This window comes from Tsukamurella sp. II2bb (genome assembly GCF_057815145.1).
The window spans coordinates 20,946-36,275 of record NZ_JBYPZI010000007.1 but is presented as its reverse complement, the minus strand read 5'-3'; the positions used below and the strand labels follow the sequence as shown (position 1 = coordinate 36,275).

Below are 15,330 nucleotides of genomic sequence, written 5' to 3'. Positions count from 1 at the left end.
CTAGAACCGGCCACCGGAAAGGAATTCTCGCTTGTTCGCAGCGATAGGACGCTTCACGTACGCGTTCCGATACACGATCATCGCGGTCCTCTTCGTCTCCATCGCCGTGACCGGTGTCTGGGGCTTCCTCGGACTCGGCGCCAAGACCAAGATGAACGGTCTGTACGACGAGAAGAGCGACTCCGTGGCCGCGGCGGTGGTGACGGATCAGGCGAACGGCCGCGAGATGCAGCCCGACATTCTGGTGCTCATCAAGCCCGCGTGCCCTCCCGATAAGGAGGACTGCACGCCCGCGGAGCGCAAGAAGATCACCGACCCCGAGGTCGAGAAGGCCGTCGAGAAGACGCGCCAGGACATCCTCGCGAAGTTCGCGACGGGCGACAACCCGAAGCTCAACCCGAGTAATGAGAAGGAGCCGCAGGAGAGCTCCCTCAGCTACACGATGTTCGCCCCGGGCGGACCGCAGGCCAACGAGGCGCTGTTCAAGAAGTTCACCCGCACCGACAAGGAGGGCGGCACCTGGGGCTTCTTCACGCTGCCCATGCACTCGGCGGACGACACCCAGCGCGGCAAGGACTGGGTGGAGATCCAGGGCTCGCTCATGGACATGCTCCAGTCGGAGGCGAACAAGCCCGTCTTCCAGGCGCAGGTCGGCGGCCTGGTGCCCGTCACCTCGGCCGTCACCGAGGGCGTGCAGAAGGACCAGAAGAAGGCCGAGATCATCGCCCTGCCCCTGGTCGCGATCGTGCTGTTCTTCGTCTACGGCGGCATCGTCGCCGCGGTGCTGCCGATGATCATCGGTGTGCTCACGATCGGCGCCGCGATGGCGATCGCCTCGGTGATGGCCGATTTCACGGACGTCAACCTCTTCGTCGGCCCGATCATCTCGCTGATCGGCCTCGGTATCGCGCACGACTACGGCCTGTTCATGGTGTCCCGGTTCCGAGAGGAATTGGACGAGGGGTACGACACACCGACAGCGGTCAGACGCACGGTGATGACCGCGGGCCGCACGATCATCATGTCGTCGCTGCTCATCGTCGCGGCGCTGGCCTGTCTGTACATCTCGCCGCTCGGCCTGCTCACGTCAATGGCCACGGGCGCGCTGCTCGGCGTCTTCATCTCCGCGATCCTCTCGCTCACGCTGCTTCCGGCGATGCTCGCCGTGCTCGGCCCGAAGGTCTTCGCGCTCAGCTTCCACTGGTTCCTCACGATCTTCGACAAGTGGAAGCTGCCGCTGATCGGCGGCGTCATCCACTGGGCCGCCGAGAAGACGGGCCGGGCCAAGACCAAGGCCAACATCGAGGCCGGCATGTGGGGCAAGGTGACCGACGCGGTCATGAAGCGCCCGAAGACCGCGATCATCGGCGTCGTCACGCTGCTGCTGGCGATCTGCATCCCGATCGTCGGCCTGCAGTTCGGCGGCATCTCGCAGACCTACCTGCCGCCGACGGACAAGACCCGCCAGGCCCAGGACCAGTTCCAGGAGCTCTTCCCGGACAACACCGGACAGCCGGTGAAGATCGTCTTCACCAACGCCAGCGACGCGCAGATCAAGCAGGTGCTCGACGAGGCGAACAAGATCCCCGGCTTCACCCGGTCGAACCCGGCGGACCCGAACTCCACCCGGTTCAGCCCGCCCACCGACGCCGTCTCCACCGTCAAGGGCACCTCGGACAAGCTCGTCGTCCGCGGCCACGACGTCGCGATCCGCGTCTCGAACGGCAGCATGCAGGACCCGAACGACACCGAGGCCGTCGGTGAGGCGGTCACGGCGCTGCGCGGGATCACGATGGACGGTGCCGACCCGGACAAGGGCGTCGGCTTCCTGGTCGGCGGCATGCCGGTGCTGCAGCAGGACTCGATCGACTCGATGCTGAACCTGCTGCCGATGCTCATGCTGCTGCTGGTCGTGGTCACGACGATCGCGATGTTCCTGGCCTTCGGCTCGCTGACGCTGCCCATCAAGGCGGTGCTCATGTCGCTGCTCTCGCTGGGCTCGACGCTGGGCTTCCTGACCTGGATGTTCGTCGACGGCCACGGCGGCGACATCTTCAACTTCACCGGCGGCCCCATGATGGCGCCCGTCCTGGTGCTGGTGATCGCGGTGGTCTTCGGGCTCAGTACCGACTACGAGGTCTTCGTGATCTCCCGCATGATCGAGGAACGCGCCGCCGGTGCGACCACGAAGCAGGCGATCCGGGCCGGCACCGCCAACACCGGCCGGATCATCACGGCGGCCGCCGTGCTGCTCGCCTGCGTCGCGGCGGCGTTCGCGACGTCCGACCTGGTGATGCTCAAGTACGTCTCCTTCGGCCTGATGTTCGCGCTGCTCGTCGACGCGACGGTCGTCCGCATGGTGCTCGTGCCCGCGGTCATGAAGCTGCTCGGTGACGACTCCTGGTGGGCGCCGGTCTGGATGCGCAAGATCCAGGAGGCCGTCGGCCTCGGCGAGACCTCGCTGCCCGCCGAGACCCGTGACGGCCGCCCGCTGTCCGAGGTCAAGGCCGCCACCGCCGCCCCCGGCAAGGCCGCACCGCAGCTGGTCGGGGCCGGTGTGCCGGTCGCGGCGGGCGCGCCGATCTCCTCGCCGGAGTCGGGCCGCCTGATCCCGCCGCCGAACCTGCCCGGAGCACCGGCGGCACGGCCGGCACGGCCGACCCCCGTCGGACCCGGCCCGCGCCGCCCCGGACCGCCGCCCGGCTTCTCGGGCCGGCTGGAGCTGCCGCCGCGCCCCGCCGGGCCCGCGCAGCGCCCGCCGCAGGATCCGCGCAGCTACCAGCCGCCGGTCCCCGGTCGCGGGCCGCAGCCCGGGCAGGGGCCCGGCCAGGGGCAGCGGCACCGTCAGGGCCCGCCGCCCGGCCAGGGACCCCAGGGCGGCCCGCGCCCGAGCGGTCCGGTCGGTCCGGGTCCGCACGGTCCGAGCGGTCAGCTGCCCCGGCAGCAGCGGCCCGGTGGGCCGCAGGGCGGTCCCCAGGGTCCGCGCCCGCCGTACCCGCCGCGTCCGCAGGGCCCGGGTGGTCCGCAGGGCCCCCGCCCCGGCGGGCCCCGCGAGAGCGGCCCCGTCCCCGGCCGCGATCAGGAGCGCTAGCAGCTACGACGGTGCCCCGCAGGATCTCCTTTCCTGCGGGGCACCGCCGTCTTCGGGGGAACCGTGCCGGCGGGGCGCTCGCGCCCCGAGACCCGACGAGCCGCCGCGACCGGTTCGGTCGGGTCACCGTCGTCCCCGGCGATCCGCGCGGTCCGACGACGCCGGGACCGCGCCCCGTCAAGCCCGACGAGGCCGGTCGGGCGCTGCGTGAGAACCGACGAATCCGGCCCCGCGACCTCGGTGAGAGGTTCGCGGGGCCGGATTCGGGCTTGCTATGGAGGTGTCAGCTGCGGTCGGGCTCGGCGTCCGGCGACTCGGCCGCGGGTGCCGGTGCCGGTGCCCCGGGGAGATCCGTGGCGGGAGCGCCGGTCGCCGCGGGCTGGGTCCGTGCCGGAGATGCGACCGGCTCCGTCCCCGCCGGAGATGCGGCCTGCTCGGCCTGTACCGGCGCTGCCTGCCTGGCCTCGTCCGCGGCGGCCGCCTTGGCCGCCTGCCGCATCTCCAGTGCATCGCCCACCGCGTCACCGATCTCGCGCGCGACGTCGGCGACCGCGGTGGTGATGATCGTGGCGATCCTGCCGACGCGGATGGACGTCGACTCGATCGCGTCCTGCGCCGCGTCCTTGCGCCGCTCCAGCTTGCCCACGTTCCGCGTCCTTCCGGTACCGGTCGAGATGTCCTAGACCGACACCATCTCACGCTCGGCGGCGCGCTGCCAGCCCGCCTTGGCCAGCGCCTTCGACGCGGCGTCCTCGTGCCGGGCCCGCTCGATGGTCACGGCCAGCTCCGGCTCCTGCTTGGTCCACCGGTTCGGCAGCGAGAGCTTGGCGATCTTCTTCCACGTCGATCCGAGCTGCCCGCGCAGCGAGCCGGTGTTGTACGGCAGGCCGAACTCCTCGCACGTCGCGCGGACCTCGGCCGCGACCTCCGGGTAGCGGTTGGCGGGGATGTCGGGGAACAGGTGGTGCTCGATCTGGAAGCTCAGGTTGCCGCTCATGATGTGGAACAGGCGGCCGCCGTTGATGTTCGCCGAGCCCAGCATCTGCCGGACGTACCACTCGCCGCGGGTCTCGTCGGCCGTCTCCTCCTTGGTGAAGGTCTGCACGCCCGACGGGAAGTGCCCGCAGAAGATGATGGAGAAGGTCCACAGGTTGCGGATCAGGTTCGCGGACATGTTGCCCAGGAAGGTCAGCGGGAACAGCGGGCCGGTGAGCAGCGGGAAGATGACGTAGTCCTTGAGCACCTGCTTGCCGGCCTTGCGCCGCATGCCGGCGACGAGATCCTTGATGTCGCCCCACTTGCGCTCGCCCTTGATGATCCGCTCGGCCTCGAGGTCGTGCAGCATGACGCCCCACTGGAAGAGCACCATGAGCGCACTCGCGTAGGCGAGATTGCCCAGGTAGTAGGGGTGCCACTTCTGCTCCGGCGCCATCCGCAGGATGCCGTAGCCGATGTCGCGGTCCATGTCGAGGACGTTGGTGAAGGTGTGGTGCAGGTAGTTGTGGCTGTGCTTCCACTGGTCGGCGGGGCAGACGGTGTCCCACTCGAACTCGCGGGAGTTCAGGCCCGGCTCACGCATCCAGTCGTACTGGCCGTGCATGACGTTGTGGCCGATCTCCATGTTGTCGAGGATCTTCGACGCGCCGAGCGCGCCGACGGCCACCGGCCACAGCGGCGGCAGGTACATCATCGCGCGGCCGGCGATCTCAAGGCCGCGCTGAGCGCGGACGATCTTGTAGATGTACTCGCGGTCCTTCTCACCGAGGTCGGCGAGGATGCGGGCGCGGATCGCGTCGAACCGCTCGCCGATCTCCTGGACCTGCTCGGCGGTGAGGGTGATCTGTTCGGTCATGATTTCTCCCCTGAGTCTCTCGTGGTCGTGGTGGCTAGAGCGCGATCTCGACGTCGCCGACGGGCGCGCTGACGCAGAGCTGGATGTGCTGGTCGGGCTCGTCGTTGGTCTCGCCCGTGAGGATGTTGGTGGTGCAGCCCGACTTCTTGACGGCCGTGCACGAGAAGCAGATGCCCATCCGGCAGCCGCTCTCGGGGAACAGGCCGGAGGACTCGGCCTGGTCCAGGATGCTGCGGCCGTCGTTCTCGACCTCGGTGCCGGCCTCGCTGAAGCGCAGGGTGCCGGTCGCCTCGCCCGACGGTGCCGCCACCACCGGGGGCGTGAACTCCTCGACGCGGAGTTCGATGCCCGCGTCGGAGTACAGCTGTTTCGCGGTCTCGAGCAACGGCGCGGGGCCGCAGGCGAAGCCGATGTCGCCGAAGTCCTCGAGATGCTCGGGACCGAGGTGCCGTCCGCCTGCGCGGGTGTACACGTAGGTGACCGAGATGTTCCGGCGGCGGGCGAGCCGCTCGAGGTCCTCGCGGTACGGGTTGTCGGCCGAGTCGCGGCAGAAGTGCAGCACGTCGATCTGCCCGGTGTGCTCTTCGTCCACGAGCGTGCGCACGATCGAGAGAACGGGTGTGATGCCGCTTCCGCCGCTGATGAGGCGGATCCGCTCGGGGCGGTTCCCCGGGGTTCCGGGCAGCGTGAAGGTGCCTGCGGCGGGGGTGAGCCCCAGCACGTCGCCGACGGCGAGGTGCTCACGCAGGTACGTGCTCACATGTCCGTCGGCGTCGGCGGTCACGGTGAACTCGAGGTCGCCGGCCTGGTGCTGCGAGCCCGCGGGCGAGAAGCACCGGGTCTGCCGGACACCGTCGATCACAGTGCTGACCTGGACGAACTGTCCGGCCTCGAAGCCCTCGAACTGACGGGTCGGGGTCACGGTGAAGGTCACCGTGCGATCCGTGCGGCGACTGACGGCGGTGACGCGGCCGCGGATCTCGGTCCAGGTGACCATCGGGTCGACGAGTTCGAGGTAGCGATCCACGGCGTGCGGGGTCAGCACCGCCTCGATGACGGATCCGGCGAATCGAGTGAAGCGACTCATGGCTGTGTTTCTCCGTTCAGTGCACGCTTGTACACTCACAGTATGCCCGCAGTCAGCAGTCCCCCGTCAAGGACCTGTTCCGTGACCTCCACCACAAGCTCCGCCCGGCCCGCCCGAAAACGCAGGAGCGATAGACTCGACGGCATGCCCAGACCGACCCCGCGCGCCGTCGAACGGCATACTCCGGGACCGTCGCGGGCCGAGGCCAAGGAGCGCACGCGGCAGGCCCTGCTCGACGAAGCGCTCGCCCTGGCCGGTGAACGCTCGTTCGCGAGTCTGTCGCTCCGCGAGGTCGCCAAGGCGGCCGGCGTGGTGCCCACGGCCTTCTACCGGCATTTCGCGTCGATGGACGACCTCGGTGTCACCCTCGTCGAGGACGCGATGCGCGTGCTGCGCCGGATGCTCCGTGAGGGCCGGCGCGAGGGGGTCGCCCCCAGCGGCGCGGAGGCGATCCGCATCGTGGCGCGGCAGGCCCGCACCAACGACGCCGAGTTCCAGTTCCTCGTCCGCGAGCGGTATGGGGGTTCCCCCGAACTGCAGCGCGCGATCGACGTGGAACTACGCCTGTTCGCCAAAGAACTGACGCACGATCTCTCGCGCATCCCCCCGCTCTCCGACTTGAGCGTCGAGGACCTCGACATGGTGGCCGATCTCTACGTCACGATCATGCTGGGCTTCGTCGCCGAACTCGTGCGCATCGACGCCCGCAACACCCGCGACGAGGACGAGCTCATCGACCGCACCACCCGGCAGCTCACCGTCGTCGCCCTCGGCCTGGCCTCCTACCAGCCCCGCGAGCGATAGTCACGACTGTCCACAATTCATCCACGGTCCGACCAGCCCCTCGCCGTTCCCGGTCGGCCTTTCTTCGGTCAGTCGTCCCAGATCAGCCCTAGACTTTCCATTGCGCGTTGCAGGTCGCCGTCTTCCCAGTCGACGGGTCGCGCATCGCATTCGATCAACGCGTCCGAGCAGTAGCAGATATCGCTACGGGAAGGAGGGCGACGTTCGTAGATCGCCCAGAGATACACATCGTCACCGTGCCGAGACCGGTATTGAATGCCGGTGAGATCGATGTTGAGGCTCGGATGCCTCCATCGATAGAGCCATGCGGACACTTCTTGCGTGAACGCTCGTGGCGCCGGCAGGCGCAGCGCACCCGCATCGAGGTCATCGAGGCCGTGGCGATAAGCGGCGGGCATGAGGTGCTGACGAAGCGTGCCGATGGTGATCGATGACGAGATCCGACAGAAGTGCCCCTCCAACCTGGCACTTCCCGCAACTCGAGGCTTTCGCCAGGGACCCGGGCACTCTGCCGGGACCGATCGTGGGATAGTCCTGGCCGTACCCGTCGTCGACTATGGAATCCAGTTCGAGGTATGCATCAACCTTCGGGCGAAAGTGCGCCAAGACCTCTAGGTAACATCCATACAGAGTCGACCCCACGTAGAGCATGCGCCAGTTGCCCTCGGGGTCATCCCAGCGGTTGTCGAATCGGTGATTTTCAGCGTATTGCCACTCGGGAAAGTCCACGGGTTAGGCCCGTAGCCCACACGGTAAACCGAGTGGGCTACGAGACTGCGAATATCTAGTTGAGAGTCGCCCCGAGCGCTGCCAGCCACCCGTAGACACTAACCAACGGCAGCGAACCTGCGGGCCGCTTGGAGCACGTTGCGACGTGCCTCCGCCCCATTGTCGTCACTGTCGCGAATCACCTTCGCCGGAGCCTCGTCATCCAGGGCGGGATTCATACCCAGGAACCACGCCTGAGCGACGCGATCGGTATCTCGCACCGTGACCAGTCGAAGCGCCCGGAAGGCGACAACGAGACGATCGCGGATGAGCTGCGTCCCGATAGCCCGATTGCCCTCCGCCCAGCCACGAACGGTGCGCGTCTCGCCGACACCGGCGAGGTAGGCGACCAGCTTCGCACCAAGGGCATCTCGGAGTGCCGCCGCGAGCTCACTGTCGCTCATACGCATAGCTTCCTGGTGGGCGCTCTGATCGACGGACTGGATCGTCGTGCTAGTCACGGTCTGCCACCCCCTCCTGGGTCTATAGACCTATCCACCTCGTGCGGATACTTCGACATTAGCAACCCTCCAGCCAAGTATGCAACCCTGATTACACCATGGTTTCCACCTATGTTTACACCCTACAGCACCCAGGTGCTGCTTCACGGGGAACCACCGGCCCACGACCGGCGACTCGGAACACCCGCGCCCTCGAGGGTCGACCCGACTCAAGATCGTTCGTCAGACACCGGATTTCACCGCGTCGCCACCGCGCGATCATCTAGTTCGGCTAACTTTTCTCGCATGATCACCGCACCTCGCGTCGCGGGATCGGTTGCCGTGGCCCTCGGCGTCCTCGTCGCGACCGTCTCCCCCTCCTCCGCGGCACTCCCGACCTGCGCACTCTCCTCGCTCCCGGAGCAGGCCACGGACACCGCGCGCCTCATCCGCCAGGGCGGGCCCTTCCCGTACCCGCGCAACGACGGCATCGTCTTCCAGAACCGCGAGGGGATCCTGCCTGCGCAGGCTTCCGGCTACTACCACGAGTACACGGTGATCACGCCGGGCTCGGCGACCCGCGGAACGCGCCGGATCATCACCGGTGGCACGCCGCTGACCTCACCGCCGAACTGGTACTACACCGGCGACCACTACGCCTCGTTCTGCGTTGTGACGGGAGCCTGAGGATGCGGACCTACACCGTCGACGGCCGCCGGGTGCGCGACGTCGAGGACTTCTACACCGAGCTCGGCCGTGCCGTGAACGGCACCGGCGGCTACTTCGGGAGCAACCTGGACGCGCTCGTCGACTGCCTGCGGGGCGGCTTCGGCACCCCCGAGGACCAGCCCTTCGGCTTCCGGATCACCCACGCCGACGAGGTGCGCCGAGCCCTCGGCGCGAAGCTGTACGCCGAGGTGCTCGACGTCTTCGCCGGCGCCGGCATCCCGCTCACCGTCTGATCCGGCGCGATCGCGGGATCGCCGGCGCTCGACGACGAGGACGACGGCGAGTAACCGGCCTCAATCCAACCCGTTCTCCAACGCGTACCGCGCCAACTCGACCCGGTTGCCCAGCTGCAGTTTGCGGAGCGTGGACTGCACGTGGTTCTCGACGGTGCGGTGACTCAGGTGCAGACGGGTGGCGATCTGTTTGGCGGACAGTCCTTTCGCCACCAGCCGCAGCACCTCGGTCTCCCGGGCGGTCAGCGCGGGACCGACGGGCTCCGGCGCCGAGGCCATGCGCCGGAACTCGCCCAGCACCAGCCCGGCGAGGCCGGGCGTGAACACCGGCTGCCCGGCCGCCGTGGCGTGCACCGCCGCCACCAGTTCCTCCGCGGAGGCGCTCTTGACCAGGTAGCCGCACGCGCCGGCCTTGACGGCTTCGACCACGTCGTCGCGCTCGTCGGAGGCGGAGAGGATCAACACCTGCGCCTTCGGGGCGGCCTGCAGGACGAGCGCGGTGCCGGCGGCGCCATTCCCGTCGGGCAGCGACATGTCCATGAGGACCACCGCCGGCTGCACGGCCTTCGCGATCCGCCCCGCGGCGGCCACCGAATCGGCGGTGCCTGCGACGACGAAGCCGCGCGTCTCGAGGTCGCGGGCCACGGCCTCGCGCCACATCGGGTGGTCGTCCACCACCAGCACCGAGATCCCGCCGGCGTCCCCGTCCGGCCCGCTCACCGAGGTATCCATCGCGCTCGCCTCCTCATCATCAGTGCGGTCACTGCTCGCCCGCGGACCGCGGCACCGACAACTCCCATTCCACGCCTCCACCCACCTCCGTGGTCAGTTCGGCCCGGCCACCCAGCGCCCGCATCCGCCCGACGATGGACTCCGACACCCCCAGTCTGCCCTCCGCCCGCGCGGCGTCGAGGCGTCCCGGCGCGATTCCGGCGCCGTCGTCGCGCACCGTCACCAGCACGGCGTCGTCGACGTCCTCGAGCAGCAGGTACGAGCGCGCGCCCGGGCCGGCGTGCAGCGACGTGTTCTCCAGCGCGTTCCGCACGGCCGCAGCCAGCTCGGCCGCCGGGCCGGCCGGGAGCAGCACCGGCCCGCCCGGCTCGGCGAGGGTCACCGTCGGGGACGCCAGGGGTCGCAGCAGGTCCCGCAGGTCGACGGTGCCCCCGCCCTCCGGTCCGCGCGCGCCGGAGGGCGTCTCGGCGATCAAGTGCCTCAGCGCTCGCTCCTGCTGTGCTGCCAGCTCCCCCAACGCGCCCAGCTCCGAACCGGGCCCGCCGAGCTCGGCGCACCGTCGGGCCAGGAAGGCGAGGGCTTGGAGCACGCCGTCGTGCACCTCCCTCGCCAGGCGTTCCCGGGCGCGGGCCTCGGCGGCGACGCGCTCGGCCTCGCGGAGTTGCTCCTGGGAGCGGATCGCGACCCGGGCGGCGACGCCGAGCCCGAGCCCGACGGCCATGAAGACGGGGTAGTTGGCGTCGCGGAGCAGGGTATCGGGGAAGGTACCGCGGTAGATCGCGTTGACGACGGCGATGACGATGCCGCCCGCCACGCCGGCGACGGGACCGCTGAGGATCGCCGCCGAGACCACGGGGTTGGTCAGCCACAACGTGGTGGGGAGGGTCTGGTTGTGCGCGGTGAACTCCGGAGAGGCCACCCAGACGGTGCCCAACGCCAGCACGGCCGCGGCCGCGAACTCACCGACCACGAACCACCGGGTACGGCCGAAGCCGCGCACGTACCCGACGCCGGCGATGAGGCTGACGGCCACGACGGCGCCGATCATCACCCAGCTCCAGCCGATCCGCTGGTACCGGTCGGCCTCGTCGACCTGCCTGCCCACGGCGTAGACGACGGACAGCGCGCGGAACCACTGGGCGCCGCGCCAGAGCGGGGCGCGCGGATCCGCGACCGACGCGGGCGGCGGCGCATCGCCCGCCGGTTCGGCGCGCCGCAGTCGCGATGCGAGGCCTGGCATGTGCCCACGGTAACCGCTGGGTAGGCTGGCGCCGATGCAGGCAGACGACGACGCGCCCTCGGGCGCCGAGCCCTCGGGCGCCGAGCCCTCCGGGGACGGGCCCTCGACGAGCGCCCCGTCGAAGGACGTCGATGCGACTCGGCGTCGCCTGCGCTGGGTCCGCCGGACCCTGCTGCTGATCATCGCGATCATCCTGGGCATCGAGGCCTACCTGTTCGGCCCGACGGTCTCCAAATCGGTCCGCGAGCTCGAGCACATCCGCTGGGAATGGGTCCTGGCCTGCGTGGTCGCGGTCTTCTTCTCGATGGACTCGTTCGCCCAGGTGACCAGGGTGCTGCTGCGCTCGGCCGGGGTGAAAGTGACGCAGCGGCAGGCGCTGGGCCTGCAGCTGGCGTCCAACTCCGTCTCGCAGACGATGCCGGGCGGCCAGGTGCTCGCGCCGACCCTCGTCTACCGCCGCAGCCGGATGTGGGGGGCCTCGCGGGTGGTCGCCGCCTGGCAGATCGTGATGAGCGGGCTGCTCATGTCCGCCGGCCTCGCGGTCCTGGGCCTGGTGGGCGCGCTGCTGGCCGGGGCGAAATCGAGCCCCTACTCGGTGATGTTCTCCGTCGGCATGCTCGTGGTCTTCATCGTGATGGTCCAGTACATCGCCTCGCACCCCGACGGTCTGTACTTCGTGGGCGCGCGACTGATCCGCTGGATCAACGACCTGCGCAACAAGCCGGAGGACACCGGCCTGGCCCGCCTGCGCGAGGTGATCGAGCAGCTCCAGGCCGTCAAGATGAGCCGCCGCTACGGGGCGGAGGCCTTCGGCTGGTCCATGTTCAACTGGATCGCCGACGTCGCCTGCCTGGCCTTCGCCTGCTACGCCGTCGGCGACGCGCCCGGCCTCGCCGCCCTCGCCGGCGCCTACGCGGCGTCCAAGGTGGTCAACACCATCAGCCCCATCCCCGGCGGCCTCGGCCTCGTGGAGGCGGCGCTCGTGCCGGCCCTGGTCCTGGCCGGGATGCCCGCCAGCCAGGCCTTCACGGCGACGATCCTGTACCGCCTGATCAGCTACGTCCTCGTCGTCGTGGTCGGCTGGGCCGTCTTCTTCATCGCCTACCGCGCCACCATGGACGTCGATCCCGACGCCACCGACAAGACCGGCGAGAACGGCGAGGCTCCGTCCGCATCCGGCGAGTCCGGCGAGTCCGGTGAGTCCGGTGAGAACAACGAAACCCCGCCCCAGCCCGACGCTCCGCCCGACAAGAGCGCACCGTCGACCGAGGAAACCCCGCCCGAACAGCGCTTTTAGCCCTTCCCAACCGGGCTGGAAGCGCGCTCCGGCATCGTCGTGTCTGTGAGCGAGGGACCCGCACCGCTCACGGCGCCCCGGAGTGGAGGGGGGCGAGGGGGTCAGGGCCCGGTCGGGGCCGCGGCTGGGAGGACCGCGCCCCGACCGCGTGCCCGCGCACCGATTCCGGCAGGAGCTTCGAGATCAACTACCTTCGTTGTATGCGCATTCCGGTCATAGCCGCCGTCGACGTGGCCTTCGTCCTGCTGTTCGTCGTGATCGGGCGGTTCAACCACAACGAGGCCTTCTCGCCGTCCGGCTTCGCCGAGACCGCATGGCCCTTCCTGCTCGCGCTGGCCGTGGGCTGGGCGTTCACCTACGTCCTGGCCGCGTTGCGCGGCCACGAGCCCGGCCGCGCCGCGACCTTCGCGCCGGGACGCGTCTTCCCGGCCGGCGTCCTCATCTGGATCTCGACGGTGGCCTTCGGCATGACCGCGCGCGGGCTACTGACGTCCAAGGGCGTGGAGGTCAGCTTCGTCATCGTGGCCACCATCGCCCTGGGCCTGTTCCTGCTGGGCTGGCGCACCGTCGCCCGGATCGTGCTGGCCCGCCGAGCAGAAGCCCCCGCGAACCTCTGACCTACTTCAGGTACGCACCCGCGACCTGCAGCGACCCGCTGCCGGACCGATCGCCCGTCACCATGATCGCGAAGGCCTGGTCGCCGCGGTAGCCGATGAACCAGCCCGGACCCTGCGGGCCGTTGGTGCCGACGAGGCCCTTGACCTTGGTGGCGACGAGGTCGCCGCCGTCCCCGGACGGGGAGACGGTGGCGTCCATCTTCGCCCGCACCGCCTTGAGGACCTTCTCGTCGACGTCGCCGAGCGGCGCGCTCGGCTTCGCGGTCTGCCCCTGCACCACCCACGGCGCCGTGGTCTTCCCCTTGGCGATCGCCGAGGCGAAGACGGCCATCCCGAACGGGCTGGCCTGGACGGTGTCCGCGCCCAGCCCCGCCGGGGCGCGGCCTCCCGTACCGGGCAGCTCCGCCGTCGTGGTCCGCACGCCGGTCATCGCGAAGTCCGTGCCCATACCGAGCGGCGCCAGCAGCTTCGCCTGCTTCCCGGCGTCGTTGCCCGCGGCGGCGTTGACCTCGGTGTAGAGCGGCTCCAGCACGGGGCCGGTGGTGGAGAGTCCCGTCAGCGCCCAGTCCGTGGACACGGTGCTCGCCTGGGTGTTCTGCGCGACCGCGAGCACCGCTCCGCTGGAGATCGAGAGCACGACCATCGCGGCCGGCTGCCCCAGCTGGACGACGGCGTTCTCGACGTCGAGCTGCACCTTCGGATCCATCGAGGTCCGCAGGTCCGGGCCGGGCGGCCCCTGGAAGCCGACGATCTTGGTGGGCGGCTTGCCGTTGGTGAGCAGTTGCACCTCCCACCCGGCGGTCGCGTCGCGGTTGGCCTGCCAGGCGCCCTTGATCCCGTCGAAGAGCGGGGAGAACAGCTGCCGGTTGGCGATCAGCAGATCCCCCACGGTGGTGTCCTGCAGTCCGGGAACGGCCTTGAGGGCATCGCCGAGTACGCCGTAGTCGTCGTCCCGCAGGTCCACGACGGGCACCGGCTTGCCGGGATCGGCCTTCGCCCTCGCGGCGAGCGATTCCGGAGTGACCAACGGCGCGACGGGCGAGACGATCTTCGCCACGCGGTTCAGGCTGTCGGTGAGGTTCTTGGTGGTGTTGGGGTCGACGGTCAGCCGGTGCACGGTGCCGGCGAACATCAGCTCCGAGTTGTCGGCGGCGAAGACCTTCGGCGGCTTGGCGTCGGTGCGGATCTGGCGGATCGCCGTCTCGGGGGTGAGCCCCGGCGCCAGTACCGCCGGGTCCCAGGAGATGCGCCAGCCGATGGACAGCTGCGAGGCGCTGCCCTTGGTGGTGTAGTCCCAGTCGCGGCCGTCGCCGAAGTTCCAGTGCGTCTTGACGTCGAAGGTGGCGTTGCCGCCGGAGTAGCGCTGCACGTTCGACGCCTTGACCTGCACCGACTTCGCGTCCATGTCACGCAGGGTGCGTCCGATGACGCCGCCCGCCGTATCGGGCGAGGAGGTGAAGGCGGCGGCCGCGACGGCCTTGCCCTCGCCGAGGGCCGAGGCGTAGCCGTCGAGCATCTTCTGCACGTCGGCGGACCCGTCGTCCTCGCACGCGGCCAGCCCGGATCCGACCGCCAGCAGGAGGATGGAGGCCACCGCCGCGACGCCGTACCGTGCCCGGCCGCTGCGTCTCACTGAAGATCTCCTCGCTGCTCATGGTGCGTTCGGCATCCCTGGCCGCGGAGTTTACCGGGCCGCACATGGCATCCTTGGGATATGGATCGGTTGGTTCGCTCACGGGACCGTGCGGCGTCGTCGATGCCGGGGGTCCGATCGCGGCACTGCTTCTCCTTCGGCGACCACTACGATCCGGACAACACCCACCACGGCGTGCTCCTGGCCTGCAACGCAGAGCGGGTCGCGGCGGGGACGGGCTTCGACACGCACCCCCACCGCGCCGTCGAGATCGTCACCTGGGTGCTCTCCGGTTCGCTGGTCCATCAGGACAGCGAGGGACACGCCGGGCTGGTCCATCCGGGCCTCGCGCAGCGCATGAGCGCGGGCACGGGCGTGCTGCACTCCGAGCGCAACGACCGCCCCGATCCCGCGGGCGCCGACGTCCGGTTCGTCCAGATGTGGGTCCTGCCGGACGAGCCGGGCGGGGCACCGTCGTACGAGCAGCGGGAGGTGGACGCCGACCTCGCCGCCGGCGGGCTGGTCCCCGTCGCCTCGGGCGACCCCGCGCAGGACGCCGCGATCCGGATCGGCAACCGCGGCGCCACCCTGTTCGCGGCGCGCCTGGCCCCGGGCGGCACCGTCGAACTCCCCGAGGCGCCCTTCGGGCACCTCTACCTCGCCGCCGGTTCCGCTCAGGTCGACGGCCCGGGCGAGCTGTCCGACGGTGACTCGCTGCGCACCGTCGGGGACGGACGGCGCGCGACCGCCGGGCCCGACGGTGCCGAGCTCCTGTTCTGGCGGATGCGCACCCGCTTGGGCGGCTGA

General features: G+C 69.9%; 15 protein-coding genes. 7 read left to right on the top strand and 8 right to left on the bottom strand.

Annotation, left to right across the window (positions count from 1 at the left end; translation table 11 throughout):
* Nucleotides 1-31: 31 nt before the first annotated feature.
* Nucleotides 32-3,091 (top strand): MMPL family transporter, encoded by a 3,060-nt coding sequence (locus AC21LY_RS16165; protein ID WP_489047578.1) that lies wholly within the window; start codon nt 32-34, stop codon nt 3,089-3,091.
* Between the two features lie 283 nt (nt 3,092-3,374).
* Here AC21LY_RS16165 and AC21LY_RS16160 read toward each other — a convergent pair whose 3' ends face one another.
* Genes AC21LY_RS16160 through AC21LY_RS16150 form a run of 3 tightly spaced genes read right to left on the bottom strand, consistent with a single transcriptional unit; the run spans nt 3,375 to nt 6,030 of the window.
* On the bottom strand, nt 3,375-3,737 hold the full coding sequence (locus AC21LY_RS16160; RefSeq protein WP_489047577.1) for a hypothetical protein: 363 nt from the start codon (nt 3,735-3,737) through the stop codon (nt 3,375-3,377).
* 33 nt (nt 3,738-3,770) lie between these two features.
* Complete coding sequence (locus AC21LY_RS16155; RefSeq protein ID WP_489047576.1) at nt 3,771-4,943, bottom strand: fatty acid desaturase family protein; 1,173 nt, start codon at nt 4,941-4,943, stop codon at nt 3,771-3,773.
* A gap of 34 nt (nt 4,944-4,977) precedes the next feature.
* Entirely contained in the window at nt 4,978-6,030 is a 1,053-nt protein-coding gene (locus AC21LY_RS16150; RefSeq protein ID WP_489047575.1) for a flavin reductase family protein, read from the bottom strand.
* A gap of 144 nt (nt 6,031-6,174) precedes the next feature.
* On the opposite strand from AC21LY_RS16150, the gene AC21LY_RS16145 reads away from it, so the two are divergent.
* The gene (locus tag AC21LY_RS16145) at nt 6,175-6,834 is read left to right on the top strand and encodes a TetR family transcriptional regulator (protein WP_489047574.1); all 660 of its coding nucleotides are present in this window, start codon (nt 6,175-6,177) and stop codon (nt 6,832-6,834) included.
* A 68-nt stretch (nt 6,835-6,902) separates the two neighbouring features.
* Here the strand turns inward: AC21LY_RS16145 and AC21LY_RS16140 are convergent, their stop codons facing one another.
* Nucleotides 6,903-7,232, bottom strand: a complete 330-nt coding sequence (locus tag AC21LY_RS16140) for a hypothetical protein (RefSeq protein WP_489047573.1) — start codon at nt 7,230-7,232, stop codon at nt 6,903-6,905.
* Nucleotides 7,233-7,661: 429 nt separating this feature from the next.
* Nucleotides 7,662-8,006, bottom strand: coding sequence for a hypothetical protein (locus AC21LY_RS16135; protein WP_489047572.1), 345 nt, complete (start codon nt 8,004-8,006; stop codon nt 7,662-7,664).
* Between the two features lie 342 nt (nt 8,007-8,348).
* Between AC21LY_RS16135 and AC21LY_RS16130 the strand changes: the two genes are divergently transcribed.
* Together AC21LY_RS16130 and AC21LY_RS16125 are read left to right on the top strand one after the other, a co-directional pair.
* Nucleotides 8,349-8,729, top strand: a complete 381-nt coding sequence (locus AC21LY_RS16130; protein ID WP_489047571.1) for a guanyl-specific ribonuclease — start codon at nt 8,349-8,351, stop codon at nt 8,727-8,729.
* Between the two features lie 2 nt (nt 8,730-8,731).
* Nucleotides 8,732-9,004 (top strand): barstar family protein, encoded by a 273-nt coding sequence (locus AC21LY_RS16125; protein ID WP_489047570.1) that lies wholly within the window; start codon nt 8,732-8,734, stop codon nt 9,002-9,004.
* Between the two features lie 60 nt (nt 9,005-9,064).
* On the opposite strand, the gene AC21LY_RS16120 is transcribed toward AC21LY_RS16125, so the two are convergent.
* Together AC21LY_RS16120 and macS are read right to left on the bottom strand one after the other, a co-directional pair.
* The gene (locus AC21LY_RS16120; protein WP_489047569.1) at nt 9,065-9,736 is read right to left on the bottom strand and encodes a response regulator; all 672 of its coding nucleotides are present in this window, start codon (nt 9,734-9,736) and stop codon (nt 9,065-9,067) included.
* A 28-nt stretch (nt 9,737-9,764) separates the two neighbouring features.
* Complete coding sequence (macS, locus tag AC21LY_RS16115) at nt 9,765-10,976, bottom strand: MacS family sensor histidine kinase (RefSeq protein ID WP_489047568.1); 1,212 nt, start codon at nt 10,974-10,976, stop codon at nt 9,765-9,767.
* A 34-nt stretch (nt 10,977-11,010) separates the two neighbouring features.
* On the opposite strand from macS, the gene AC21LY_RS16110 reads away from it, so the two are divergent.
* Nucleotides 11,011-12,273: a lysylphosphatidylglycerol synthase transmembrane domain-containing protein gene (locus tag AC21LY_RS16110; RefSeq protein ID WP_489047567.1), complete on the top strand. Its 1,263-nt coding sequence runs from the start codon at nt 11,011-11,013 to the stop codon at nt 12,271-12,273.
* Nucleotides 12,274-12,473: 200 nt separating this feature from the next.
* Nucleotides 12,474-12,890, top strand: coding sequence for a DUF3054 domain-containing protein (locus AC21LY_RS16105; RefSeq protein ID WP_489047566.1), 417 nt, complete (start codon nt 12,474-12,476; stop codon nt 12,888-12,890).
* A gap of 1 nt (nt 12,891) precedes the next feature.
* On the opposite strand, the gene AC21LY_RS16100 is transcribed toward AC21LY_RS16105, so the two are convergent.
* Complete coding sequence (locus tag AC21LY_RS16100) at nt 12,892-14,523, bottom strand: NTF2-like N-terminal transpeptidase domain-containing protein (protein WP_489047565.1); 1,632 nt, start codon at nt 14,521-14,523, stop codon at nt 12,892-12,894.
* A gap of 81 nt (nt 14,524-14,604) precedes the next feature.
* Between AC21LY_RS16100 and AC21LY_RS16095 the strand changes: the two genes are divergently transcribed.
* Nucleotides 14,605-15,330 (top strand): pirin family protein, encoded by a 726-nt coding sequence (locus AC21LY_RS16095; protein WP_489047564.1) that lies wholly within the window; start codon nt 14,605-14,607, stop codon nt 15,328-15,330.